Origin of the sequence: Acinetobacter sp. S54 (assembly GCF_016624945.1) — a bacterium.
Lineage (GTDB): Bacteria > Pseudomonadota > Gammaproteobacteria > Pseudomonadales > Moraxellaceae > Acinetobacter.
The window spans coordinates 65,697-89,160 of the sequence record NZ_JACVUI010000003.1; the positions used below are offsets into that span (position 1 = coordinate 65,697).

Genomic DNA, 23,464 nt, shown 5'->3' on the forward strand with positions numbered 1-23,464 from the left:
CCGCACTTTTTCATTTTGAAATTTATTCTAGTTCAGCTAATTCTTCTAAAGAAATTTGACGGATTTCAAAGATGGGTTGTTTTAGAAATGAATTCAGTGCTTTGATATCAATAAATTTTATGCTGTCTAGTGCAATACCTTCGATGCTATCTTTTTCAGAATCATAGCGAATATCTGAAGTCTGCTCGATAAATTGTTTGAATAGCAATGGACTATCACTTAAGTCAGCAAGTGGCTTGTCCATCAAGGCTTCAAACTCATAGTCCATCGCATAAATATTGGATTCCCACGTAACATCACTAAAGTTTTCATCTTGGCTCGAAATAATGCTGCCAGTTTCATAGCCAGAAAAATAGTCTTCTTCTGAATTAATCCAGAGGACATAGCAAGGTTGTGTCGCATCGACTTCTATGAGTTGATACCAGACAATACCCGAAATTTTGGCAAATTCGAAAGCATCATCTTCATTGAGCTTTGGAATTTCACCATCTTCGATATCAAATTTTTTGCCTGTTTTTTCTAATACTAAAGCTTCAAGTTTCTCGTAGATTTCATCATCTACTTCGCCATTGCCGATATCATAGTTACAAAGCTCATCATAATATAAGCCTTCAACGACTAGGGTTTTATATGCCTTTTCCGCCTCAGCTTTATCTGTATAAATCTGTTTGATTGCCCCAGTTGAAACGCAGTTGGTCAGATGCCATTCGTCATTGTAAGCAAAGTCATTTTGACGAATCACGTATTGGATATTACTCATTTTTATTTCCCCTTAAGTTAAGCAATTTTAGTTTTTAATTCTTGCAATTTTGCTGCACTAGGTGGCACAGCCATGCCATTGTCCATCCAGAGTTCAAAACGCATCGGATTGAAAAAGAAATCAGGAGGAATATCAAAATCCATAAATTTGGCTTCACCTTTTCCCATCATGGGAAGAATAGTATTGATAAACCAACTATTGTGGGTGATCAGTAATGACTTTAATTGTCCTGTCACCGATAACGGCGAGAGCAAAGTTGCTGATAGCTTTGGGTCATCAATCACATCAGCGTGGAATTTCTCTAGGCGTTTCGCCAGTCCATCTGTAGGGATATCCTGCATCGCGGCAACAAAATCGCCAATGGTTGGAATAAAGCGGTGATGAAAATCAACCAACAGATGGTCTTTTTCACACAGGTCTTTCACCTCAATGCTTTTGCCTGCACTATTTTCGAAATGATGCCCAAAGATCGGAATAATCACTTCTTGAACACCCCAAAAGGTATGCAAGATACGATGGCGATTGTCGGTACACAACATTTTGGTGCTGTCGATTAGCGCATGAATATCAATATAATCTTCAAGCTCGCCCCCACGACGTTTCACCGAAATATTGGCATGTTGTACTGGATTCATTTTTACTAATTCTTATAATCGCTTGATGTTTAATAACAATAACAGCTTTCTAATACAACGAATATAGATAAATTGACGTGAGCGATAAGCTGTGTCGTGCTTAAAGGGGCAGATCGTCTGGTTGGATATTGGCTTCTAGTCGATGCAAGTTCAGAGTTTGAAATACTTGTTTAAAACTAATTGCAGTCTTCGCCTCATATGGCCATGACTGGTATAAGGATCAAAGGTTTCATAACCTAAATAGGCAGAATGGAAGTAGCTACGAATAATATTCGAGTAAGCATGTTTGATTTGCGTTAAATCACTGAGTTGAGGCTTACGCAAATAGACTGGCCTCATTTCACCGCCATTTCCAAAACCATTTCGGTGAGTTCATCAAGACTAATTTTTCCTTCAGGTTTATACCACGTTACTGTCCACGAAATAGCCCCGCCCATTAAACGACGCCAGATAAAAGCATCATGTTTAACTTTACCTTGAACGCATAATTTTTCAATGACATCTAGCCAAACTTGCTCATATTCATTACGCATTTTAAGTATGTATGCTTGTTTTTCTTTGGAAAGCGACGCCCATTCATGTACCAGTACAGCCATTGCTGCACCTGTATCACCTGTAATTGAAACTAATTCAGCTTTAATGAGATGGCGTAACTGCTGTTCAGGATCAGCTGAGCGTTCAGCCGCTTCTTTTAAACGTGCAAAGTTATAAATAATGGTTTGTTCCATTACCGTGGCTAGAATGTCATCTTTGCTTTTAAAATGATGAAACAAACTTCCAGATTGAATCCCAATGAATTCACCAAGTTGGCGTACCGTAGTTTTGTCATAGCCTTGCTTGTAAAATAAATAGGCGGCACCTTGCAATAAACGCCCGCGTGGACTGTCATCAAAACAAACAATTTTGGGTATTTGCTCAATTGAAGTTGCGATCATGCTTATCCGTCTATCCTATTGATCCGAGAGGTATTGTAACAAAATTCATTTTATGAATTGTCTTATCTTTTTATAACAAGCATTTGCTTGAATTTGACTGTTTTTGCCAATACAGCATAGCATTATGCACTTTACAAACCAAGCACTTGCTTGGTAATGTTAAAGCGTTTTTTGCAAGAACAATGAGAAAGCGCATGACGAGTGTCAAACAGGATGACCAAAAAATAGTAAAAATCGGCTGTGCATCAGGATTCTGGGGCGATACTAATACAGCTGCTTTTCAGTTGGTACATCTGAGTGATATTGATTATTTAGTCTTTGATTATCTCTCAGAAATCACCATGTCGATCATGGCAAAAGCGATGATGATGGAACCAAGTCATGGTTATGCACTTGATTTTGTCAGTCGAGTTATGTCGCCATTGATCAATAAAATTGCTGAGAAAAAAATTAAAGTGATTAGTAATGCAGGCGGGGTAAATCCACTGGCTTGTCGTGATGCGTTACAAAAAATCATTGATGAAAAGGGACTGAATTTAAAAGTCGCGGTGGTATTGGGGGATGATGTACTACCAAAGCATACGGAATTATTAACGCAAAATATTCAGGAAATGTTTAACGGCGATGCCTTGCCTGCACATGTTGCCAGTAGTAATGCCTATCTCGGTGCTGTTGCGATCCGTGATGCCTTGGATTTGGGTGCGGATATTGTGATTACTGGTCGTGTGGTCGATTCGGCTGTAGTGCTCGCACCTTTATTGCACGAATATAAATGGTCACTTGAAGACTATGACAAACTGGCACAGGGTTCATTGGCAGGGCATGTGATTGAATGCGGCGCACAGTGTACCGGTGGAAATTTTACTGATTGGCGTCTGGTTCAGGGCTTTGACAATATGGGCTTTCCCGTTGTGGAAGTGAGTGCGGATGCATCTTTCATCGTAACCAAGCCTCAAGGAACAGGTGGTTTAGTTTCAACGGCGACGGTAGCCGAACAAATCGTTTATGAAATCGGCAATCCACAAGCCTACCTTTTACCTGATGTGATCGCAGACTTTAGCCAAGTCCATTTAGAACAGGTGGGTGAAAATCGCGTCAAAGTGATAGGTGCAAAAGGTCGTGCACCAACTCAGCAATATAAAGTCAGTGCTACCTATGCCGATGGCTACCGAGTTTTAGTCAGTTTCTTAATTGCTGGTCGTGAAGCACCAGAAAAAGCCCAAGCGATTGCCGATGCTATTCTGAGTAAATGTGAACGGGTATTGGCGTTGCGTTCAGTTCCGCCATTTAGTGAAAAATCGGTGGAAATCTTGGGGATTGAAAGTACCTATGGTCCACATTCAAGAATTAAAGATAGCCGTGAAGTGGTGGTCAAAATCGCGGTCAAACATCTGTTTAAAGAAGCTTGTATGTTCTTTGCTTCTGAAATTGCTCAAGCTTCAACAGGGATGGCACCCGCATTGGCAGGGATTGTCGGAGGTCGCCCTAAAGCCTCAGCAGTGGTGAAATTATTTTCATTCTTGATTGATAAAGATCAATTAAACGTAGAAGTCGATTTTGAGGGGCAGCGTCATCCTGTTCAGATTCCTACTGGGCAAAAGGCACTAGATGTTGAGCTACATCCCGTTGGTGAAATCGCCACCTATCAAGGCGATGAGATTGAAGTGCCTTTAATTCAGGTAGCGCACGCGCGTAGTGGAGATAAGGGCAATCACAGCAATATCGGGGTGATTGCGCGTAAGGCCGAATACTTACCGTGGATTCGTGCAGCTCTGACGGAAGCCAATGTTGCTAGCTATATGCAGCATGTTTTAGACCCAGACAAATCCAAGGTAATTCGTTATGAATTGCCTGAAATGCATGCGCTGAATTTCATTTTGGAAAATGCATTAGGCGGAGGCGGTATTGCTAGCTTGCGGATCGATCCACAAGGTAAAGCCTTTGCACAGCAAGTATTGGATATGCCAGTGAAGTTACCACCACAACTGTTAGAAAAATAAGTAAGGGATATAAACATGGGTTATCAATCAATTTTCAGGGCAGATGCATTTGCTGACAAAGTGATTATCGTGACAGGCGGTGGCTCTGGTATTGGCCGTTGTACTGCACATGAATTGGCATCCTTGGGTGCGCAAGTCGTGATCACGGGACGTAAAGTTGAAAAATTAGAGAAAGTCAGTCAGGAAATTCTGGAAGATGGTGGCAAAGTTCATTTCATCGTCTGTGACAACCGTGATGAAGAACAAGTTAAAAACATGATTGCCGAAGTTATTGAAAAATTTGGCAAACTTGATGGATTAGTGAATAACGCAGGTGGACAATTTCCATCTGCGCTTGAAAATATTTCTGCCAATGGTTTTGATGCAGTGGTACGCAATAATTTGCATTCAACCTTTTATCTGATGCGTGAAGCTTATAATCAATGGATGGCAAAACATGGTGGCAGCATTGTCAACATGACCGCAGATATGTGGGGTGGCATGCCAGGTATGGGGCATTCAGGTGCAGCACGTTCAGGTGTTGATAATTTGACTAAAACCGCATCGGTGGAATGGGGGCATTCAGGTGTGCGTGTCAATGCAGTTGCACCGGGGTGGATTATTTCTTCGGGCATGGACAACTATAGTGGTGATTTTGCCAAAGTCATTATTCCAAGTTTGGCGGGTAATGTCCCCTTAAAACGTATGGGCACCGAGTCCGAAATCTCCTCCGCTATTTGCTATTTGCTTTCAAATGCTGCCGCTTTTGTTTCAGGTGTGACTTTAAGAATTGATGGTGCAGCTTCACAAGGAACGCGAATGTATCCATTGGCTGATGCGACCAATAGCCAGTCTTTTAATGGTTTTCACCGTGCTTTTATTCCTGATGTATTAAAAGATCAGATTGAAAAAGCAGCACCAGATGAAAGCAAGGATTAAGCCATGACTATTCTTCAATCTGAAATTGTAGTAGGGAATGAACAATACCTGCAAAACAAAGAGGCATTGCTGGCACAACTCGCTGAAGTTCGTGCGGTGCAGCAAAAAAGTATTGATAAGTCCTATGCGGCAAAACCCAAGTTTGATAAGAAAGGCAAAATCTTGCCACATGAACGCATTCGTCTATTGTTAGATGCGGATTCGCCTTTTATAGAATTATGCGGGCTAGTTGGCTATAACATGCATGATGATAAGGATGGTTCTGAAGCTGGCGGGGGTATTATTGCGGGAATTGGTTTTGTCAGTGGAGTCCGTGCGCTGGTTTCTGCCAGTAACAGCGCGATCAAAGGTGGCACCATGTCACCGATGGGTGTTCATAAAACTTTACGTCTGCAAAAAATCGCATTAGAACAAAAATTGCCGGTGGTTACATTGACTGAAAGTGGCGGTGCTAACCTGAACTATGCGGCTGAAGTATTTACGTACGGTGGCATGACTTTTGCCAATCAAGCGCAAATGTCAGCGGCAGGGATTCCACAAATCGCAGTGGTGCATGGTAATGCCACCGCTGGTGGAGCTTATCAACCTGGTTTATCTGATTATGTGATTGCAGTACGTAAACAGACTGAAATGCTATTGGCAGGCCCACCATTATTATTGGCTGCGACAGGTGAAGTGGCGACTGCGGAGGAATTGGGCGGTGCGGAAATGCATACTCAAACCTCAGGTGTCGCGGAATATCTAGCTGAAAATGACGCAGATGGTATTCGTCTGGCACGTGAGATTTTTGAGCACCTCAACTGGAAAGAACAAACTGAGCAATCCAATCAGAATTATAAAGAACCGCGTTATGCTGCAGAGGAGTTATTAGGGATTATTCCTCAGGATCCCAAGCAACCTTTTGATATGAAAGAGATCGTTGCACGGATAATTGATGATTCAGATTTTCTGGAATTTAAACAGGAATATGATGCTTTGACGGTCTGCGGCTGGGCCAAAATGGGTGGTCTGCATGTGGGCATCATTACCAATAATGGTCCCATTACGCCGCAAGGTGCGGTTAAAGCTGCACAGTTTATTCATTTGTGTGAGCAAACTCAGCGTCCACTCTTATTTCTGCACAACACCACAGGCTTTATGGTGGGAACGGATGCAGAGCAGAATGGCATTATCAAACATGGTTCCAAACTGATTCAGGCAGTGGCGAATACAACGGTGCCAAAAATCTCAATCGTGGTGGCAGGTTCTTACGGGGCGGGTAACTATGCCATGTGCGGACGTAGTTTGTCTCCACAGTTTATCTTTGCATGGCCAAATTCTCATGTCGCAGTAATGGGCGCAGCACAGGCAGGTAAGGTTTTACGGATTGTGGCTGAGGGTAAACAAAAAGCCTCTGGTATGGAGCCAAATCCGCAAATGCTAGATTTTCTTGAACAAAGTACTTCAGTGAAACTAGAACAACAATCTACAGCCCTATTTAACACAGCCATGTTGCATGATGATGGCATTATCGACCCAAGAGATACTCGTAAACTATTGATTTTCTTATTGCAGACTATTAATGAAGCACAGCATCGAAAGTTAAATCCTACACGCTTTGGTGTTTCACGTTTCTAATTTAAACAAAATTTAGGCAATAAAAATACTTAGGACAACACTATGAAATTTACCGCAGAGCATGAAGCTTTACGTCGTACCGCACGTCAGTTTGTAGAAAATGAACTTAATCCATTTATTCCTGAATGGGAAGAAACAGGGCGTTTCCCAATTCATGATGTCTTTAAAAAAATGGCAGATTTGGGCTTACTTGGAATTTGTAAACCAGAAGAAAACGGGGGGCTGGGCTTAGATTACTCGTATAACCTTGTAGTAGCAGAAGAACTGGGGCGTGCAGCTTGTGGCGGTGTACCCTTGGCAATTGGGGTACAGACGGATATGGCCACACCAGCACTTGCTCGTTTTGGCAGTAAAGAACTTCGGGATGAATTTTTGAATCCTGCGATTCGTGGTGAATATGTCGCGTCAATTGCAGTGTCAGAAGTTCATGCAGGTTCAGATGTGGCAGCAATCAAAACTACAGCCAAAAAAGAGGGCGATGATTATGTCATTAATGGCAGCAAGATGTGGATTACCAACTCACTACAAGCAGATTTTTTCTGCCTACTTGCCAATACGTCCGATGATAAACCGCATGTCAATAAATCCATGATTATTGTCCCGGCAAAAACCGCAGGGATTAGCTTTTCAGCACCACTTAATAAATTGGGAATGCGTTCAACTACAACCGCTCAAGTCTACTTTGACCATGTTCGCGTACCACAGCGTAATCTAGTGGGAGCGGAGGGGATGGGCTTTATGATGCAAATGATGCAGTTTCAGGAAGAACGAATGTGGGCCTGTGCCAATGCAATTGGTGGCTTGGAAAATGTGATTAAACAAACCATTGACTACACTAAAGAGCGTACCACCTTTGGACAGCCACTCATTAATAACCAATATATACATTTCCGTTTCGCTGAACTGATGACCGAAGTTGAGGCTCTAAAAGCATTGACTTATCAAGCCTGTGAGCAACATATAGCGGGTGAAAATGTCACTATGATGGCCTCTATGGCAAAACTCAAAGCAGGACGTTTAACCCGTGAAGTGGCAGATAGCTGTCTACAATATTGGGGTGGCAATGGCTTTATGTGGGATAACCCAGCTTCTCAGCTCTATCGCGATGGTCGTTTAGGTTCGATTGGTGGTGGTGCAGATGAAATCATGTTAGGCATCATCTGTAAGCTTATGGATATCCTGCCTAAAAAGAAAAACTAGCTTAGTGGCTCCTGCTTCGTGGAAAACTGCTGAAAAATGCTTGGATATATTGAATATTTGGCACTTTTTACCAATTTGTACCTTGCAAGAGCTGCCTGTTATACATTTTTCTTGGTTTGACGATAAGGATAAGAATTGTGTTAGATGATTTAAAAATAGATGACAGCATTCAACTAGAACAACAGGGCAGTATTTTGACTATCTGGCTAAATCGACCTGAAAGTCGTAATGCCATGAGTCTCAACATGGTCAATGCCATTCAACAGGTTTTTACTCATATTGCTGAGGATACTTCAATCCGTGCTGTAATCCTACGTGGAAAAGGGGGGCATTTCTGTGCGGGAGGAGATATTAAGGATATGGCAGCATTGCGGGTAGCCGCTACCCATACAGGCAGCCTACAACCTTATGTTGATTTTAACCGCCGATTTGGTGCCATGATTGAACAGGTTGATCAAGCTCCGCAAACCGTTGTTGTGATTTTAGAGGGAGCGGTGTTGGGAGGAGGTTTTGGTTTGGTCTGTGTTTCTGACGTTGCGATCAGCCGTGATAACGCTCAGTTCGGTTTACCAGAAACAGGTTTAGGGGTATTGCCCGCTCAAATTGCACCATTTGTGGTGAAACGGATTGGACTGACTCAAGCTCGTCGTTTGGCGCTGTTAGGTTCACGCTTTAATGCTGAGACTGCGCAGAAGTTAGGTGTGATACATGATGTTGTATGTAATGACACTGAGCTTGAGCAATTACTTAGTGAAACCATTCAACAGATTAAACGTGCTGCGCCATTGGCATCTCGAAATACCAAAGCATTGCTACATCGGACTTTAAATGAGCCTTTAGATTCTTTACTTGATGCTGCTGCGCAAGAGTTTGCTCAAGCGGTTGCTGGTATAGAAGGTCAGGAAGGCACACTAGCATTTATCCAAAAACGTTTACCAAATTGGGCTGAAGAATAATGAAATTTTCAAAAATTTTAGTCGCAAATCGTGGCGAAATAGCAGTTCGAGTGATGCAAACGGCTAAAGCACTGGGCTACCAAACTGTTGCTGTATATTCTGATGCTGATGCCAATGCACGTCATGTTCAAGTTGCCGATGAAGCAGTGTATATCGGGCCATCCAAAGTTTCAGAATCTTACTTAGCTATTCCTCATATTATTGACGCATGTAAAAAGACCGGTGCAGATGCAGTTCATCCTGGATATGGTTTTCTGTCTGAAAATACTGAATTTGCCCAAGCGTGTATGGACCATAATATTACTTTTATTGGGCCGACTGCATCTGCAATTGAATTAATGGGCAGTAAGCGCTTATCTAAAATTGCCATGATTAAAGCAGGCGTACCATGTGTACCTGGCTACGAAGGTGATCAACAAAATATTGAATATTTGGCTCAGCAAGCAAAGAACATTGGTTTTCCTTTGATGGTTAAGGCATCTGCTGGAGGTGGTGGACGTGGTATGCGTTTGGTGCATCAGCCATCTGAATTGCTAGAAGCCTTAGAAACTGCACGTTCAGAAGCAGAAAATGCGTTTGGTTCGGGTGAGCTCATTATTGAAAAAGCGGTAATCGCGCCTCGTCACGTAGAAATCCAAGTATTTGGTGATACTCACGGTCATTATGTTTATTTATTTGAACGAGATTGTTCGATTCAACGTCGTCACCAAAAAGTGGTGGAAGAAGCGCCATGCCCTGTAATGACACCAGAATTACGGCAAAAAATGGGTGAGGCGGCCGTTGCAGCAGCTCAAGCTTGTGATTATGTTGGTGCGGGAACGGTTGAATTTTTGCTGGATCAATCTGGAGCATTTTATTTCCTTGAAATGAATACCCGTTTGCAAGTTGAGCATCCTGTCACTGAAATGATTACAGGACTTGATCTAGTTGAGTGGCAATTACGAGTAGCAAATGGTGAGGTTTTACCCTTAGAGCAGCACCAGCTGACTTTCAATGGACATGCGATTGAAGTGCGTTTATATGCAGAAGATCCACGTCAGAATTTTTTGCCGCAAACGGGCAAAGTATTACGTTGGCAGCCTGCCGAGTTACCGAATGTTCGTATTGATCATGGTATGTTGGAACAGGGTGAAATTAGTCCATTCTATGATCCAATGGTTGCTAAAGTAATTGCTTATGGTAAAACCCGTCAGGATGCGATTCGTCTACTTGCGCGAGCGGTGGATGATTGCGTATTGCTTGGTGTAAATAGTAATAAACAGTTTTTGGTGAATTTATTGCGTCATCCGATTATTGTCGCTGGAGATACCAATACTGCTTTTATTCAGCAACACTTTCAGGAAGATGTCAGTTTACATCCACAAGTTCCAGCAATTGAAAGTTTGGTGATTGCAGCAACATTGTTTGCACAACATAAAACGTCAAAAGACGCATTGCAAACAGGTATTGCCATACCTTTGCCATTAAAGTTGAAATGTGCAGATCAACAATTTTCACTACAAGTAGAAAGAAATCATCAGCAAATTACAATTCAATTATGTGATCAGCAATCTACGATTCATGTTTTAGACATGAGTCCTACTCAGATCATTTATAGCGCGGAAGGAGTGCGCCGTAAGCTGAATTATGTGCTTGATCAAAATCAGCTTTATTTAGATACAGCCAATGGCAATTTACTGATTGAAAATATGACCTATGCAGCCCCAGAAGCAGCAGAAGTAGTGGGTGATGGAAAAATTCGTGCGCCAATGGATGGTGCAATTGTCAATTTACTAGTCAATGTTGGTGATCAAGTGGTAAAAGGACAGACCCTATTAATTTTGGAAGCCATGAAGATTCAGCAACAGATCAAGTCAGATGTCGATGGTGTGGTTGAGCAACTGATTGGGCAAGTAGGACAGCAGGTGAAAAAACGGCAGCATTTATTAAATATCCAGCTATAAAAAAGGGATTCAAACATCCATGATGATTACAAACAAATCCCCAGAACAAGTCATTTTAAAATGGTTCTGGGGATTTGGGTTTTGTGGTATTTCTTTAAAACACAGTAAAAAGCTGAGATTTTTAATTTTCTGAAATAAGTCACATTTGGATACATCTAAAAAAAGAAATTTCGCACATCTAAAATGGTCTATTTTTGCTCACCTTAGAGAAGAACTGGGTGTGATAAAGCTAGTTAACACTATATAAGTGGGGCTAATTATAGAATAACATGAGAGAAATCCATGTTCTCCATCTAGCTGATTTTGCCTTTTCACAGTAGAATATGCGCTCTCTCTAAAGTCACATTGCGGTAAAGTCCAAAAGACTTGCCCGTGGAGCCAAAATCAACATGTTTATCGTGGCCGGTGCACCAGCACATTCTTCATTCAAGAAAGCTCAACTATTAACACGTTTATCTTCAATCAGTTCTGTCCAAACCTTTGACAGCCAATGGGTTTACCTGTTTGATCAAGCGCTCGACGAGCAGCAGCATCAATCTGCATTGCAACTTTTAAATGATGGGTCGTCATTTGAGTTGCGCCAAGTGGCCAATGATGAAATACAAGTCTTAGTGACCCCACGTATTGGAACGATCTCACCGTGGTCATCTAAAGCAACGGATATCTTTAAAAACTGTAATACTCCAATCCATCGTCTGGAACGCGGTATTTTATTTACTTTAAAAGGTGTTTCTGAACTCAGCAATGAGGTAAAACAGGCTCTGCATGACCGCATGACTGAAACAGTTTTCAGCCAGATTGAAGATGCGCATCGTTTATTTTTAGAAACGGCACCAAAACCTTTAAACTCGATTGATATTTTAGGTGAGGGAAAACCAGCACTTGTAAAAGCCAATAATGAATTTGGTTTTGCGCTGTCTGAACAAGAAATTGATTATTTGACCCAAGCGTTTACTGACTTGGGACGTAATCCAAACGATATCGAATTGATGATGTTTGCTCAAGCTAACTCTGAGCATTGTCGTCATAAAATCTTTGGATCAGAGTGGACAATTGATGGTGAAAAACAACCATTATCTTTGTTCCAGATGATTAAAAATACTTATAAAGAATCACCAAATGAAGTTTTGTCGGCATATAAAGACAATGCTTCAGTGATCGTGGGTTATGACACTCAGCGTTTTTATCCTAAGAAAGATAATGAAACGGGTCACTTTGTTTATAAATATAAAAGCCAAGCTGCTCATATCTTAATGAAGGTAGAAACCCATAACCACCCGACAGCAATTTCTCCTTTTGCGGGTGCCGCAACTGGTTCGGGCGGTGAAATCCGTGATGAAGGGGCAACCGGTCGCGGTGGTAAACCAAAAGCAGGTTTAACAGGCTTTACCGTTTCTAACCTGAATATTCCTGGCTTTGAGCAGCCTTGGGAGGATAATTACGGCAAACCTTCACGTATGGCATCACCATTGCAAATTATGATTGAAGGGCCATTGGGTGGCGCAGCGTTTAATAACGAATTTGGTCGTCCTAACTTAAACGGTTATTTCCGTACCTTTGAACAAAATGTTAATGGTGAAGTCAAAGGTTTCCATAAGCCAATTATGATAGCAGGTGGTTATGGAAACATTCGTCCTGACCACGTTGAAAAGGATGCTATACAACCGGGTGATTTACTGATTGTACTGGGTGGCCCAGCCATGCTAATCGGTTTAGGCGGTGGTGCGGCATCTTCTGTAGATAGCGGTACGATGGGTGAAAACCTTGACTTTGCTTCAGTACAGCGTGAAAACCCTGAAATGGAACGCCGTTGTCAGGAAGTGATTGATACTTGCTGGCGTATGGAAGATTTTAACCCTGTCGTATCGATTCATGATGTGGGCGCAGGTGGTTTATCCAATGCCATGCCTGAACTGGTGAATGATCACGAGTTGGGTGCGATTTTAAATCTGCGTAAGATTCCATCGCTTGAACGTGGCATGAGCCCAATGGAAATTTGGTCAAATGAAGCGCAAGAGCGTTATGTCTTAGCGATTCGCCCAGAATCATTAGAATTATTTGAAGAAATCTGTGCACGTGAACGTTGCCCATTCGCTGTATTGGGTGAAGCGACCGAAGCACGTCATTTAACGGTAGAAGATCCATTATTTGACAATAAAGCAGTTGATATTCCAATGCAGGTCATGCTTGGTGGAACACCACGTATGCAACGTTCATATGAAACAATTGAACGTCAGGGCACTGAGTTTGATACCTCAAAAATTGATCTAAACGATGCGATTTTCCGTGTTTTGAAGAATCCAACGGTAGCATCTAAATCATTCCTGATTACCATTGGCGACCGTTCAATTACGGGTATGGTTGCTCGTGATCAAATGGTTGGACCTTGGCAGGTCCCTGTAGCTGATGCCGCAGTAACCACGACTAGCTTACAGGGTTACACAGGTGAAGCAATGGCGATGGGTGAACGTCCGCCAGTTGCACTGTTAAACCCTGCTGCTTCTGCACGATTGGCTGTTGCTGAAGCATTGACCAATATTGCCTCTGCAAATATTGAGCAGTTGGGTGATATTAAACTTTCTGCAAACTGGATGGCAGCAGCGGGTCAAAAAGGTGAAGATCAAGCCTTATTTGAGGGTGTCAAAGCCATCGGTATGGAAATGTGTCCAGCACTAGGAATTGCGATTCCAGTGGGTAAGGACTCACTTTCTATGCGTACCACATGGAATGATGAGGGTATCGAAAAAGCGGTAACTTCACCTATGTCTGGGGTGATTACTGCATTTGCTCCCGTGAGTGATGTGCGTAAAACCTTAACGCCTGAGTTGAAAAAGTTAGATGATTCATGCTTAGTACGGATTGATTTATCGAAAGGCCAATTCCGTATTGGCGCATCAATTTTGACACAAGTTTATAAAGCTATTGGGACTGTGACTCCAGACGTAGATAGCTTTGAAGATTTAAAAGATTTCTTTAATCTAGTACAGGACTGGAACAATCGTGGTCTAGTTCAAGCTTATCATGACATTGGTGATGGTGGTTTATTGGCTACTGTGGCTGAAATGATGTTTGCATCACGTTTAGGTGTAGCTTTAGAGCCACAAAGTATTGAAAGTCTGTTTGCAGAAGAAATTGGTACAGTTTTACAAATTAAGACTGCTGATTGGGATGCATTACAAGCAGAAGTTGAAAGCTCGAACTTAAAAGATGCTATTACACGGGTTGGACGTGTGAATAACACTGATCAACTCACTGTAAATGGTCTAAGTTTAGAACGTACTAAACTGCAACAAGCATGGGCAGAAGTTTCCCATCAGATTCAGCGTTTACGTGACAACGTAGAAACTGCGGATCAGGAATTTGCTCTGATTGCGGATCAAAATCATAAAGGTCTAATCGCACACGCAACTTTCGACCTAAACGAACCTGTTGAAGCGCCATTCATTGCAACACGCCGTCCCAACATGGTGATTTTGCGTGAGCAGGGTGTTAATGGTCATGTAGAAATGGCAGCAGCATTTGACAAGGTTGGCTTCAATACTGTCGATGTACATATGAGTGACTTACTGGCAGGTCGCGTTGATTTACAGGATTTTGAAGGTCTAGTCGCTTGTGGCGGGTTCTCTTATGGCGACGTGCTTGGTGCAGGTGGTGGCTGGGCAAAATCAGTATTATTCAATCCAAAATTACGCGATCAGTTTGAAAGCTTCTTCAACCGTGAAAATACGTTTAGTCTCGGGATTTGTAATGGCTGTCAGATGTTGTCACAACTTGCACCCTTGATTCCAGGTGCAGAAAACTGGCCGCGTTTCCATCGTAACGTCTCTGAAGTTTTTGAAGCACGTGCAGTCAATGTACGCGTAGAAAAATCCGTGTCTGTACTGCTACAAGATATGCAGGGCTCTCTTCTCCCGATTGCAGTGGCACATGGTGAAGGGCGAGTTGTAGCGAACAATGAAAACTTGGCAAGCTTAAATGTCAATAATCAGGTGACCTTGCGTTATGTAGACAGTTTGGGTCAGCCGACTCAGCACTATCCATTGAACCCAAATGGTTCACCAGAAGCAATTACTGGTGTGACATCTACAGATGGTCGTGCCACCATTATGATGCCGCATCCAGAGCGTAACTTCCGCGCTTTACAGCATTCATGGAAACCTGAAGACTGGACAGAGGATGGTGCATGGTTACGCATGTTCCGTAATGCACGTAGGTTTATTGGTTAATAAGATCAGTTCACTAAATTTAACCATCTTTGATTGATTCAATCGAAGATGGTTTTTTTATTGAGTTTATAATGATTAAAAAGTTGTCTCTATTCTCATAAGGCAAAAGTGCAGACTTTAGAAATATTGGCTTTGGCATTTCTCTTAATTCATAAGGCATTTGAAAAATCAGAATTTATTAATTAAGTTAGCCTAAATGAAATATTTTTAAAGCTTACATTAATTCGAGTTGGTATAAGTTTTGCTTTTATTTCATATAACAAAATTAAGATTAAATCGGAGTATATCAATGGAAAAAAATAAACAAATGATATCTCGAAAACGTAAAGGCTGGATGTGGTTTGGTGCAGTGATTACCGCTGAATTGCTATGGATTTTAGGAAATTATATTGTTTTACAATCATAACGCTTAAATCCTGCAACGAATTGGTTAAGATAATGACATGTTTTTAACAACAAATTAAGTATGCTTAAGCTCATTTACTATGTGCCAGAATCTCATCTGGAATCAACCAAACAAGCTATTTTTGCAGCTGAGGCGGGTGGCATTGGCAATTATCAACATTGTGCATGGCAAGTGAAGGGCATCGGCCAGTTCAAACCTGTTCAAGGAGCCAATCCATTTTTAGGAAACCTGAATGAACTGGAACGGCTTGAGGAATGGCGCGTCGAGACGATTGTTTCAGAGCAACATGCCAGCGCTGTCGCAAAAGCATTAAAGGCAAGCCACCCTTATGAGGAGCCTGCCTTTGAATTTATTCAGATAGTTGATATTCACGAAATTTAAACTTTTTGAATAAATAAATCGCGCTCAAAACGATATTGTGGGAAGAAGACGCCATCTTCAGCACGTTCACCGGCACCAATCACCATAACAGGAAATTGTTGATCATTGAGCTTTAAAATTTTACGTACCATGGGTTCATCAAAACCTTCCATCATGCAACTATCAAAACCATAAGCACGCAATGCGAGCACTAGATTTTCGCACGCTAGGGCTGTACTTTTGGTTGCCCAAAGTTTGGCGTCAGCAGGGTTAAATGCAGTCACAGGCAGCTGCTTGTCTAAACTTCTTGCCACTTTAAAGGCAACTTTTTTAAAGTTGCCTAATGCATTTAAATAACCAGTTTTGTAGTTATACGGGATAAAGCGGTAATACTTTTTAACTGTTTCAGGAGCTTCAGGAAATGGAAACTCAGAAATATTCTTTTTTGCCATTTCATCAACTCGATCTGTACGAGCGATACAAACAATGAGTTCTGCCGCAGTTTTTGCGGCTAATTGCCCCAAACAGGCTTTAACTAATTGTTTCTTTTTTGTGGGTTGCTGTACAACGTAAAATGTCCATGGCTGCAAATTAGATGAGTTCGGCGCAAGCAAAGCTAAATCTAAACAGGCATCAAGAGTTTCAACTGGAATTGGTTTTTCAGTAAATTTTCGTACTGAACGACGACTTTCGATGACTTTCCGAAAATTTTCAACATCAATATCTTGCGGCGCAGGTTCAAAATAACGTTTTTTATCAGAACCTTGTTGAGTGTTTTTAGGGAGTTTTTCTGAATTTGCCATAGCTGTTCAAATATTTAGTGATTAATGATCATGAGTGAGCATATCACTCAATTATTCTATCCAAGTAAAAAAGTGTAGTTCCTGAGATTTTTGCTGTGACTCACAACTAAATGATGCGACGCAGAAATTTATTCTCAGGAAGCTCTTTTAATTCCTTTTAGTCTTAGTCAAACTGGGAAAAATCTGGTTTCCGTTTTTCCATAAAAGCTTGAACAGCCTCTTTCATTTCAGGTGAGCGTACCCGCTGCATAAAAATCTCAGCCTCATCATCGACGCACTGTATAATTTCAGCCAAATCTTGTTTCATCAAGGCTTTGGACTGTTTAATGGACGCAAGTGGCAGGGCAGCCAATTGTTGAGCAGTTTGTTCAGCTAATCCGTAAACATCGTCATTGATTTGATTAACTAGACCTGCTTTTTCAGCTACTTCAGCGTTGAATTTTTTTGCAGTAAATAAAAGCTCTGCGGCACGATGATAACCTGCCTGCTTTACGAGTAAGCGACTTGCAGCCCCTTCAGGAGATAAGCCCAAACTTACAAACGGAATCTGGAACAAAGCAGTTTGATCTGCATAAACAATATCAGCATGCAATAAAATAGTTACCCCAATACCAATCGCAACACCTTTAATTGCAACGATAAGCGGTTTAGAAAGTTGGGCTGCGGATTTAAGCAAAACAAAAGGTGGTTGATCCCCAGCTTTACCTGCATGTGGTTTTTGAATAAAACCCATGAAATCTTTCATGTCATTACCCGCCGAAAAATCTGCATCGGCGCCACGTAAAACGACGACGCGAACTTGATTAGATTGATCTGCGTCATCAAGTGCCTGTGCAATCCATAAATACAATTCACCATATAAAGCATTTTTTGCTTCAGGACGATTAATGGCTAATGTCAGGATGCCATTTTCAAGTTTTGCATTTAAATGTTGATGAGGTTGTTGAATACAGCGAAGTGTCATCGTACTATCCTTGCTTTCAATCTTGGGTTTATGTTTGCCATTATGTCGTAAATTTGATTGTAAATGACTACTGGTGAGTTCATAAAAAAATTAAGTTGGCTTATGTACACATTTGATTATCTCGTTTTTATTGGTCGGTTTCAGCCATTTCATCTGGCTCATATGCAAACAGTTGAAATTGCATTACAACAAAGCCAAAACATTATATTGGCTTTGGGTTCTGCACAGCTTGAACGCAATATTAAAAATCCTTTTTTGGCGGTAGAACGTGAAGAAATGATTTTATCTAATTTTTCAGAAAATGAGCAAAAACGGATTCATTTTGTACATGTAGTTGATGTTTATAATGACCAAAAATGGGTTAATCAAGTCAAAATGCTGGTGAAGCAGATTACGCCTTCTCATGCCAAAATTGGTTTGATTGGACACTTTAAAGACGAGTCTTCGTACTATTTAAAACTTTTCCCAAAGTGGACTATGGTTGAGTTGGATAGCTTGAAGGAATCGATGTCTGCAACACCAGTACGAGAAGCTTATTACCGTGGTGAAATCCAGAAACAGGCATTTCCGCAGGGAACTTTACATTTTTTACAAGAGTTTCAGAAGACCCCTATTTATCAACAATTGCAGAACAAATACCGTAATGAGGATTCTTCCAATCTTGAATAAACTGATTGTCAATTGAGTAATAATAGGGAAGTGCGATATTTAATCGACCAAAAGTTATGAAAAATAAGATAATGCATTTTGGAAAGTTATCTGCCTTAGTGGTTTTATCCATATTAACTGCCCATACGCAGGCAGCGAACTGGAGTTTAAATGGTAAACCGAATATTGGATTTTATATTCAGCATTTAGGCTTAAAAACCATAGATGCTACCTTTAATCAGGTAAATTCCAATTTTCAGTTTAACCCAGATGAACTACAGCAGTCTAAAGCGACATTTGTGATGGATGCTAAAAGTTTATCTCTGACTCAACCTGCATTAAAAAACACGGTACTTGGACCTGATTTTTTTAATATAGAAAAATATCCAGAAGCTACCTTCAAAAGTACACATTTTCAGGCAAATGGTCATTCAAAATATGCCATTGAAGGTAATTTGACCTTGAGAGGTATGACTAGGCCTGTAGTTTTTGTTGCGATTATCCAACCCACACAAAACCCTGAGGTAATGAATATTTCGGCTTCAACTGAAATTAGACGAAGTGATTTTGGGATGAAACCTGCTCTTGGTGGAATGGGTGAAATTGTTCATATCCATATGAATGGCACGCTTAAAATCGCATCCTTATAAATAGAAAAAAGACCTTTTCAGGCCTTTTTTACACTTGTTGCAAAGCTTTTACATCCTCAAGCACTTGCTCAGCATGTCCAGCCGCTTTAACTTTCCGATAACTTTTAACCAATTGTTTGTTATGGAAAATAAAAGTTGAGCGCTCAATGCCCATTACTTTTTTCCCATACATGTTTTTTTCTTTGATCACATCAAAATGTTGGCACAGAATTTCTTCTTTATCGCTAATTAAATCAATAGTCAACGCTTGTTTTTCAGTAAAGTTTTGATGCGCTTTAACTGAATCACGAGATATGCCAATTACAGTTGCACCCAATGCATCAAATTGATCTTTCAAGCATGAAAATCCGACTGCTTGAGTGGTACAACCGGGTGTTGAGTCTTTAGGGTAAAAGTAAATGATCAACCATTCAGCAGGAACATCCGCTAAATTAATTTCACTTTGCGTTGTAGGGAATGTTTGATTGGGTAATGAAATATTTTCGCTGCTCATCATTGTTCTCCATATTCTCCATAAAAAACTAGCCACATAAAGTGGCCAGTCAATCAAATCATTGCTGCTTATTTTTTGCTTTGAGCAGACTTCATTGCTTCTTCAGTTAAGCCTTTTAGCTTGCCAGTCAGTTGTGGACCAAAACATGCTTGAAGGTCTTTATTTTGCTGTTGTACAAACGCTAAAGAACTTGGGCTTTTCTTAGCATTAATGGCACTTTGCACTTCCCACTTCTGTGCATTTGTCATTTTACCATCAGCTTCTACAGCACAAGTACAATATTTATTGACTTCAGCAGCAGTCAATTTATTGCCTTTCCCCGTTTCATCTTTACAAAGGTTAATTAAAGCACCTTTAACATTTGTGCTTTTGTAAGCCTGTTGTAGCTTATTTTCATCCGCAGCATGAGTAACCGTTGCTGTAAATGCAGCAGCAGCCATAAGTGAAGAAAGGATAAGTTTAGTGTTGAATAATTTCATAAATAGTACCTGATTATTATGGTATATAGCGTGTGGGATCTGCGATGCCAGCTTCAATAAACCCTTGTTTACGTAAACGACAGCTATCACATTTTCCACATGCGCGACCTTCAGCATCCGCTTGATAGCATGAGACAGTTTGACTATAGTCTACGCCATGTTCAATACCTAAGCGTATAATATTCGCTTTGGATAAATGTAACAAAGGTGTTTCAAATGTAAGAGGTTTTCCTTCTACCCCTGCTTTTGTTGCCAATCGTGCCATATTTGTAAATGCATCAATATATTCTGGACGGCAATCTGGATAACCCGAATAATCGACCGCGTTAATGCCAATCACAATAGCCTCAGCCCCAAATACTTCCGCAGCGGCAAGCGCATAAGATAAAAAGATAGTATTGCGCGCTGGTACATAGGTGATAGGAATACCTTCTTGTTCATGATCTGGGACATCGATATTATGATCGGTGAGGGCTGATCCACCTAAATTACCCAAATCAATATTAATAATACGATGTTCAACTTCTGCCCGTTGAGCAAGTGCTTTGGCTGCATCCAGTTCAGTGGTGGAACGTTGTCCGTACATGAAACTGAGCGCCATACATTCATAGCGCGCTTGTGCCCAAGCTAGGCAAGTTGTCGAGTCTAAGCCGCCTGATAATAAAACAATGGCACGAGGGCGCATATGATATTCTCCAAAAATAAATAACAAGATAAAGTGGATTAACGACCTGTTTCATCGTTCCAAAGCAATTTATGTAATTGCAATTGAAAACGCACTGGGAGATGGTCTTCTAAAATCCATTGCGCCATATCACGCGCTAACTGAGGTAGTTTAACTGAACCTTTTTCAACTGCAAATGCTGGAGAAAACCAGACTGTACTTACTTTTTGATCCAGTTTATATAGGTGAAATTGCTGTTTTGACCATTCATAATCTTCACGATTACAAATCACAAATTTAATTTGGTCATGAGGGGTCAAATAATCTAGATTACTTAAAAGATTACGTTTTTCTTCACCAGAAGTTGGCGTTTTTAAATCTAATACTTTAGATACGCGAGGATCAACTTTGGATACATCCAGTGCTCCACTTGTTTCTAAAGATACCTGACAGCCCAAATCTGAAAGACGTGTTAATAAATGCAAACAATTGGGTTGTGCAAGTGGTTCACCGCCCGTCACACAAATATAAGGTGTTTTAAACGATAAAGCCGTTTCAATAATCTGATCCAGAGACTGCCGCTCGCCACCCTCAAAAGAGTAAGTAGTATCACAATAAGTGCAGCGTAAGGGGCATCCTGTTAAACGAATAAAAACAGTGGGCAAACCTGCGGTATTGGCTTCTCCCTGCAAGGAATAAAAAATTTCCGTAATACGAAGACCCGCTGCAGGATCTGATACCGGAATAGTCGTTGAGCGTAGAGAAGTCATTGCAGAAATACCACATCGTAGAAAACAAAAATCTCTACGATCAGACTTGAGCGTAGAGATAGGGAACCGCAAAAGTTCCGCAACAATAGATTATAGCTTAGTCAGCACGTAATAAATCATTCAAACTAGTTTTAGCACGAGTTTGTGCATCCACTTTTTTGACAATAATTGCTGCATACAGGCTATAAGTTCCATCTTTTGAAGGAAGGTTACCTGGTACGACTACAGAACCAGCGGGTACACGACCATAATGGATTTCACCAGTTTCACGATCATAAATACGTGTAGACTGACCAATATAAACGCCCATTGAAATCACAGAGCCTTCTTCAACTATCACACCTTCTACGATTTCAGAACGCGCACCGATGAAGCAGTTATCTTCAATAATAGTTGGATTTGCCTGTAATGGTTCTAAAACGCCACCAATCCCTACACCGCCAGATAAATGAACATTTTTACCAATTTGCGCACAAGAACCTACAGTTGCCCAAGTGTCCACCATTGTGCCTTCATCGACATATGCGCCGATATTGACATAAGAGGGCATTAACACCACATTTTTTGCCTGAAAGCTACCACGACGTGCTACAGCAGGAGGTACAACACGTACACCCGCGGCTTTGAACTGTTCTTCGGTCCAGCCTGCATGCTTCGTATCTACTTTGTCATAAAAACGTAAATCACAAGATTCAATTGGCTTGTTATCATTCAATTTAAAAGATAACAATACTGCTTTTTTAAGCCATTGATGAACAACCCAATCACCATCGATTTTTTCAGCAACACGTAATGTACCGTTATCTAAGCCTGAAATCGCTTGCTCAACAGCATCACGAATTTCTGCTGGACAATCCGTTGCAGAGTAATTTGCACGATCTTCAAATGCTTGCTCAATGATTGTAGAAAGCTGAGACATGTTCTTCCTTCCGAAAAAATTTGAACAATTTTACACTAAATAGCCTGAATAATCTTGCGAAAGAAAAGATTCATTAAAAAAATACTATTTTTAAATTTTGATAAAAAAGATTACGAATAATTGCTTTAAAAACAATAACCAAACTCATTTGTATCAAAACTTAACAGAAAATGATCAATTCTTGTATAAAACCCATCCAATCTTTCTCATAAGATACCTCTACACAAAAAAATTCATTTTAGATGAAAGTTTGAGAAAAATCTTTTGAGGAGATAGCAATGAAAACATTAAAACTAATTGCAGTTGCTAGTGCTTTAGCTGCTGTAGCAGGCACCACAATGGCGGATGATACTGTTGTACAGGATCATTATGCATTTGATCAAAAACAACTTTTACCAGTTGGTGTTCGTGCTGAAGTTGGGACAACAGGTTATGGTGGTGCTTTGCTGTGGCAAGCGAATCCATATGTAGGTTTGGCTTTGGGTTATAACGGTGGTGACATTTCTTGGACAGATGATGTCTCGGTAAATGGCACGAAGTATGACCTTGATATGGATAACAACAATATCTATTTAAATGCTGAAATTCGTCCTTGGGGCGCAAGTGCTAATCCGTGGGCTCAAGGGTTATATGTTGCAGCAGGTGCAGCGTATTTAGATAATGATTATGATCTTGCGAAGCGTATTGGTAATGGCGATACGTTGTCTATTGATGGTAAGAATTATCAACAGGCAGTTGCAGGACAAGAAGGCGGTGTTCGTGGGAAAATGAGCTACGAAAACAATATTTCTCCATATTTAGGTTTTGGTTTTGCACCAAAATTTAATAAAAATTGGGGGGTGTTTGCAGAAGTCGGGGCGTATTATACAGGAAATCCGAAAGTTGAATTAGCTCAATACAATCTTGCTCCAGTAACAGGCAACACTACAGGTGCTCAAGAAGCTGTGGATAACGAAGAAAACAAAATCCGTAACGATGATAAGTACCAATGGTTACCAGTTGGTAAAGTTGGTGTAAACTTCTATTGGTAAGATTATTCTGACTTAATCAAATACAATAAAAAGGAACCGCAATTGCGGTTCTTTTTATTTGAGATAAGCATAAAAATGTAAAAGAAC

The 23,464-nt window shown here is 40.8% G+C and carries 22 protein-coding genes and 1 pseudogene; 12 read left to right on the plus strand and 11 right to left on the minus strand.

Going from position 1 to position 23,464, the window contains the following annotated elements:
* Positions 1–22: 22 nt before the first annotated feature.
* From IAE20_RS05955 to IAE20_RS05970, 4 genes and pseudogenes are all read right to left on the minus strand, one after another.
* Positions 23–760 (minus strand): hypothetical protein, encoded by a 738-nt coding sequence (locus IAE20_RS05955; protein WP_200459916.1) that lies wholly within the window; start codon positions 758–760, stop codon positions 23–25.
* 17 nt (positions 761–777) lie between these two features.
* Positions 778–1,395, minus strand: a complete 618-nt coding sequence (locus IAE20_RS05960) for a DUF6915 family protein (RefSeq protein ID WP_200481796.1) — start codon at positions 1,393–1,395, stop codon at positions 778–780.
* 106 nt (positions 1,396–1,501) lie between these two features.
* Positions 1,502–1,734 (minus strand): annotated as a pseudogene (locus IAE20_RS05965) (GNAT family N-acetyltransferase); the annotation flags it as partial.
* A complete protein-coding gene (locus IAE20_RS05970) occupies positions 1,731–2,330 on the minus strand; it encodes a TetR/AcrR family transcriptional regulator (RefSeq protein WP_200481795.1) in 600 nt (199 codons plus the stop codon). The gene IAE20_RS05970 and the pseudogene IAE20_RS05965, both read right to left, overlap by 4 nt.
* A 194-nt stretch (positions 2,331–2,524) precedes the next feature.
* Between IAE20_RS05970 and IAE20_RS05975 the strand changes: the two genes are divergently transcribed.
* The 9 genes from IAE20_RS05975 (at position 2,525) to IAE20_RS06010 (ending at position 15,977) form a co-directional block, all read left to right on the plus strand.
* Entirely contained in the window at positions 2,525–4,330 is a 1,806-nt protein-coding gene (locus IAE20_RS05975) for an acyclic terpene utilization AtuA family protein (protein ID WP_200481794.1), read from the plus strand.
* A gap of 15 nt (positions 4,331–4,345) precedes the next feature.
* Complete coding sequence (locus IAE20_RS05980; protein WP_200481793.1) at positions 4,346–5,248, plus strand: SDR family oxidoreductase; 903 nt, start codon at positions 4,346–4,348, stop codon at positions 5,246–5,248.
* A gap of 3 nt (positions 5,249–5,251) precedes the next feature.
* A complete protein-coding gene (locus IAE20_RS05985) occupies positions 5,252–6,865 on the plus strand; it encodes an acyl-CoA carboxylase subunit beta (RefSeq protein ID WP_200481792.1) in 1,614 nt (537 codons plus the stop codon).
* Between the two features lie 42 nt (positions 6,866–6,907).
* Positions 6,908–8,065 carry an acyl-CoA dehydrogenase family protein gene (locus tag IAE20_RS05990; RefSeq protein WP_200481791.1) on the plus strand — a complete coding sequence of 386 codons (1,158 nt, stop codon included), beginning with the start codon at positions 6,908–6,910 and terminating at the stop codon, positions 8,063–8,065.
* A 137-nt stretch (positions 8,066–8,202) separates the two neighbouring features.
* The gene (locus tag IAE20_RS05995; RefSeq protein WP_200481790.1) at positions 8,203–9,021 is read left to right on the plus strand and encodes an enoyl-CoA hydratase/isomerase family protein; all 819 of its coding nucleotides are present in this window, start codon (positions 8,203–8,205) and stop codon (positions 9,019–9,021) included.
* Complete coding sequence (locus IAE20_RS06000) at positions 9,021–10,964, plus strand: acetyl/propionyl/methylcrotonyl-CoA carboxylase subunit alpha (RefSeq protein WP_200481789.1); 1,944 nt, start codon at positions 9,021–9,023, stop codon at positions 10,962–10,964. The genes IAE20_RS05995 and IAE20_RS06000 overlap by 1 nt, the downstream gene beginning before the upstream one ends.
* Positions 10,965–11,353: 389 nt before the next feature.
* Positions 11,354–15,190, plus strand: coding sequence for a phosphoribosylformylglycinamidine synthase (purL, locus tag IAE20_RS06005; RefSeq protein ID WP_200481788.1), 3,837 nt, complete (start codon positions 11,354–11,356; stop codon positions 15,188–15,190).
* Between the two features lie 289 nt (positions 15,191–15,479).
* Entirely contained in the window at positions 15,480–15,596 is a 117-nt protein-coding gene (locus IAE20_RS16855) for a KGW motif small protein (RefSeq protein WP_265092536.1), read from the plus strand.
* A gap of 60 nt (positions 15,597–15,656) precedes the next feature.
* Positions 15,657–15,977 (plus strand): NGG1p interacting factor NIF3, encoded by a 321-nt coding sequence (locus IAE20_RS06010; protein ID WP_200481787.1) that lies wholly within the window; start codon positions 15,657–15,659, stop codon positions 15,975–15,977.
* On the opposite strand, the gene IAE20_RS06015 is transcribed toward IAE20_RS06010, so the two are convergent.
* Positions 15,974–16,759, minus strand: a complete 786-nt coding sequence (locus tag IAE20_RS06015; protein WP_200481786.1) for a nitroreductase family protein — start codon at positions 16,757–16,759, stop codon at positions 15,974–15,976. The genes IAE20_RS06010 and IAE20_RS06015 overlap by 4 nt on opposite strands.
* Positions 16,760–16,922: 163 nt before the next feature.
* Positions 16,923–17,723 (minus strand): enoyl-CoA hydratase-related protein, encoded by an 801-nt coding sequence (locus IAE20_RS06020; RefSeq protein ID WP_200459928.1) that lies wholly within the window; start codon positions 17,721–17,723, stop codon positions 16,923–16,925.
* A gap of 102 nt (positions 17,724–17,825) precedes the next feature.
* On the opposite strand from IAE20_RS06020, the gene IAE20_RS06025 reads away from it, so the two are divergent.
* A complete protein-coding gene (locus IAE20_RS06025) occupies positions 17,826–18,392 on the plus strand; it encodes a nicotinate-nicotinamide nucleotide adenylyltransferase (RefSeq protein WP_200481785.1) in 567 nt (188 codons plus the stop codon).
* 56 nt (positions 18,393–18,448) lie between these two features.
* A complete protein-coding gene (locus IAE20_RS06030; protein WP_200481784.1) occupies positions 18,449–19,021 on the plus strand; it encodes a YceI family protein in 573 nt (190 codons plus the stop codon).
* Between the two features lie 28 nt (positions 19,022–19,049).
* On the opposite strand, the gene IAE20_RS06035 is transcribed toward IAE20_RS06030, so the two are convergent.
* The 5 genes from IAE20_RS06035 to dapD all read right to left on the minus strand — a co-directional run bounded on the left by IAE20_RS06035 (position 19,050) and on the right by dapD (position 22,346).
* Entirely contained in the window at positions 19,050–19,514 is a 465-nt protein-coding gene (locus IAE20_RS06035; protein WP_200481783.1) for a peroxiredoxin, read from the minus strand.
* A 68-nt stretch (positions 19,515–19,582) separates the two neighbouring features.
* Positions 19,583–19,993 (minus strand): hypothetical protein, encoded by a 411-nt coding sequence (locus IAE20_RS06040; RefSeq protein ID WP_200459931.1) that lies wholly within the window; start codon positions 19,991–19,993, stop codon positions 19,583–19,585.
* Between the two features lie 16 nt (positions 19,994–20,009).
* Positions 20,010–20,678 carry a 7-cyano-7-deazaguanine synthase QueC gene (gene queC, locus IAE20_RS06045; protein ID WP_200481782.1) on the minus strand — a complete coding sequence of 223 codons (669 nt, stop codon included), beginning with the start codon at positions 20,676–20,678 and terminating at the stop codon, positions 20,010–20,012.
* Between the two features lie 38 nt (positions 20,679–20,716).
* Complete coding sequence (queE, locus tag IAE20_RS06050; protein WP_200481781.1) at positions 20,717–21,427, minus strand: 7-carboxy-7-deazaguanine synthase QueE; 711 nt, start codon at positions 21,425–21,427, stop codon at positions 20,717–20,719.
* 97 nt (positions 21,428–21,524) lie between these two features.
* Positions 21,525–22,346, minus strand: coding sequence for a 2,3,4,5-tetrahydropyridine-2,6-dicarboxylate N-succinyltransferase (gene dapD / locus IAE20_RS06055; protein WP_200481780.1), 822 nt, complete (start codon positions 22,344–22,346; stop codon positions 21,525–21,527).
* 278 nt (positions 22,347–22,624) lie between these two features.
* Between dapD and carO the strand changes: the two genes are divergently transcribed.
* On the plus strand, positions 22,625–23,377 hold the full coding sequence (gene carO / locus IAE20_RS06060; protein ID WP_200459935.1) for an ornithine uptake porin CarO type 1: 753 nt from the start codon (positions 22,625–22,627) through the stop codon (positions 23,375–23,377).
* Positions 23,378–23,464 lie beyond the last annotated feature (87 nt).

Bases quoted from the DNA above. Each gene is read 5' to 3' on its own strand.
- IAE20_RS05955 (WP_200459916.1), bottom strand. From the start codon at position 760: ATGAGTAATATCCAATACGTGATTCGTCAAAATGACTTTGCTTACAAT.
- IAE20_RS05960 (WP_200481796.1), bottom strand. From the start codon at position 1,395: ATGAATCCAGTACAACATGCCAATATTTCGGTGAAACGTCGTGGGGGC.
- IAE20_RS05970 (WP_200481795.1), bottom strand. From the start codon at position 2,330: ATGATCGCAACTTCAATTGAGCAAATACCCAAAATTGTTTGTTTTGAT.
- IAE20_RS05975 (WP_200481794.1), top strand. From the start codon at position 2,525: ATGACGAGTGTCAAACAGGATGACCAAAAAATAGTAAAAATCGGCTGT.
- IAE20_RS05980 (WP_200481793.1), top strand. From the start codon at position 4,346: ATGGGTTATCAATCAATTTTCAGGGCAGATGCATTTGCTGACAAAGTG.
- IAE20_RS05985 (WP_200481792.1), top strand. From the start codon at position 5,252: ATGACTATTCTTCAATCTGAAATTGTAGTAGGGAATGAACAATACCTG.
- IAE20_RS05990 (WP_200481791.1), top strand. From the start codon at position 6,908: ATGAAATTTACCGCAGAGCATGAAGCTTTACGTCGTACCGCACGTCAG.
- IAE20_RS06000 (WP_200481789.1), top strand. From the start codon at position 9,021: ATGAAATTTTCAAAAATTTTAGTCGCAAATCGTGGCGAAATAGCAGTT.
- purL (WP_200481788.1), top strand. From the start codon at position 11,354: ATGTTTATCGTGGCCGGTGCACCAGCACATTCTTCATTCAAGAAAGCT.
- IAE20_RS16855 (WP_265092536.1), top strand. From the start codon at position 15,480: ATGGAAAAAAATAAACAAATGATATCTCGAAAACGTAAAGGCTGGATG.
- IAE20_RS06010 (WP_200481787.1), top strand. From the start codon at position 15,657: ATGCTTAAGCTCATTTACTATGTGCCAGAATCTCATCTGGAATCAACC.
- IAE20_RS06015 (WP_200481786.1), bottom strand. From the start codon at position 16,759: ATGGCAAATTCAGAAAAACTCCCTAAAAACACTCAACAAGGTTCTGAT.
- IAE20_RS06020 (WP_200459928.1), bottom strand. From the start codon at position 17,723: ATGACACTTCGCTGTATTCAACAACCTCATCAACATTTAAATGCAAAA.
- IAE20_RS06025 (WP_200481785.1), top strand. From the start codon at position 17,826: ATGTACACATTTGATTATCTCGTTTTTATTGGTCGGTTTCAGCCATTT.
- IAE20_RS06030 (WP_200481784.1), top strand. From the start codon at position 18,449: ATGAAAAATAAGATAATGCATTTTGGAAAGTTATCTGCCTTAGTGGTT.
- IAE20_RS06035 (WP_200481783.1), bottom strand. From the start codon at position 19,514: ATGAGCAGCGAAAATATTTCATTACCCAATCAAACATTCCCTACAACG.
- IAE20_RS06040 (WP_200459931.1), bottom strand. From the start codon at position 19,993: ATGAAATTATTCAACACTAAACTTATCCTTTCTTCACTTATGGCTGCT.
- queC (WP_200481782.1), bottom strand. From the start codon at position 20,678: ATGCGCCCTCGTGCCATTGTTTTATTATCAGGCGGCTTAGACTCGACA.
- queE (WP_200481781.1), bottom strand. From the start codon at position 21,427: ATGACTTCTCTACGCTCAACGACTATTCCGGTATCAGATCCTGCAGCG.
- dapD (WP_200481780.1), bottom strand. From the start codon at position 22,346: ATGTCTCAGCTTTCTACAATCATTGAGCAAGCATTTGAAGATCGTGCA.
- carO (WP_200459935.1), top strand. From the start codon at position 22,625: ATGAAAACATTAAAACTAATTGCAGTTGCTAGTGCTTTAGCTGCTGTA.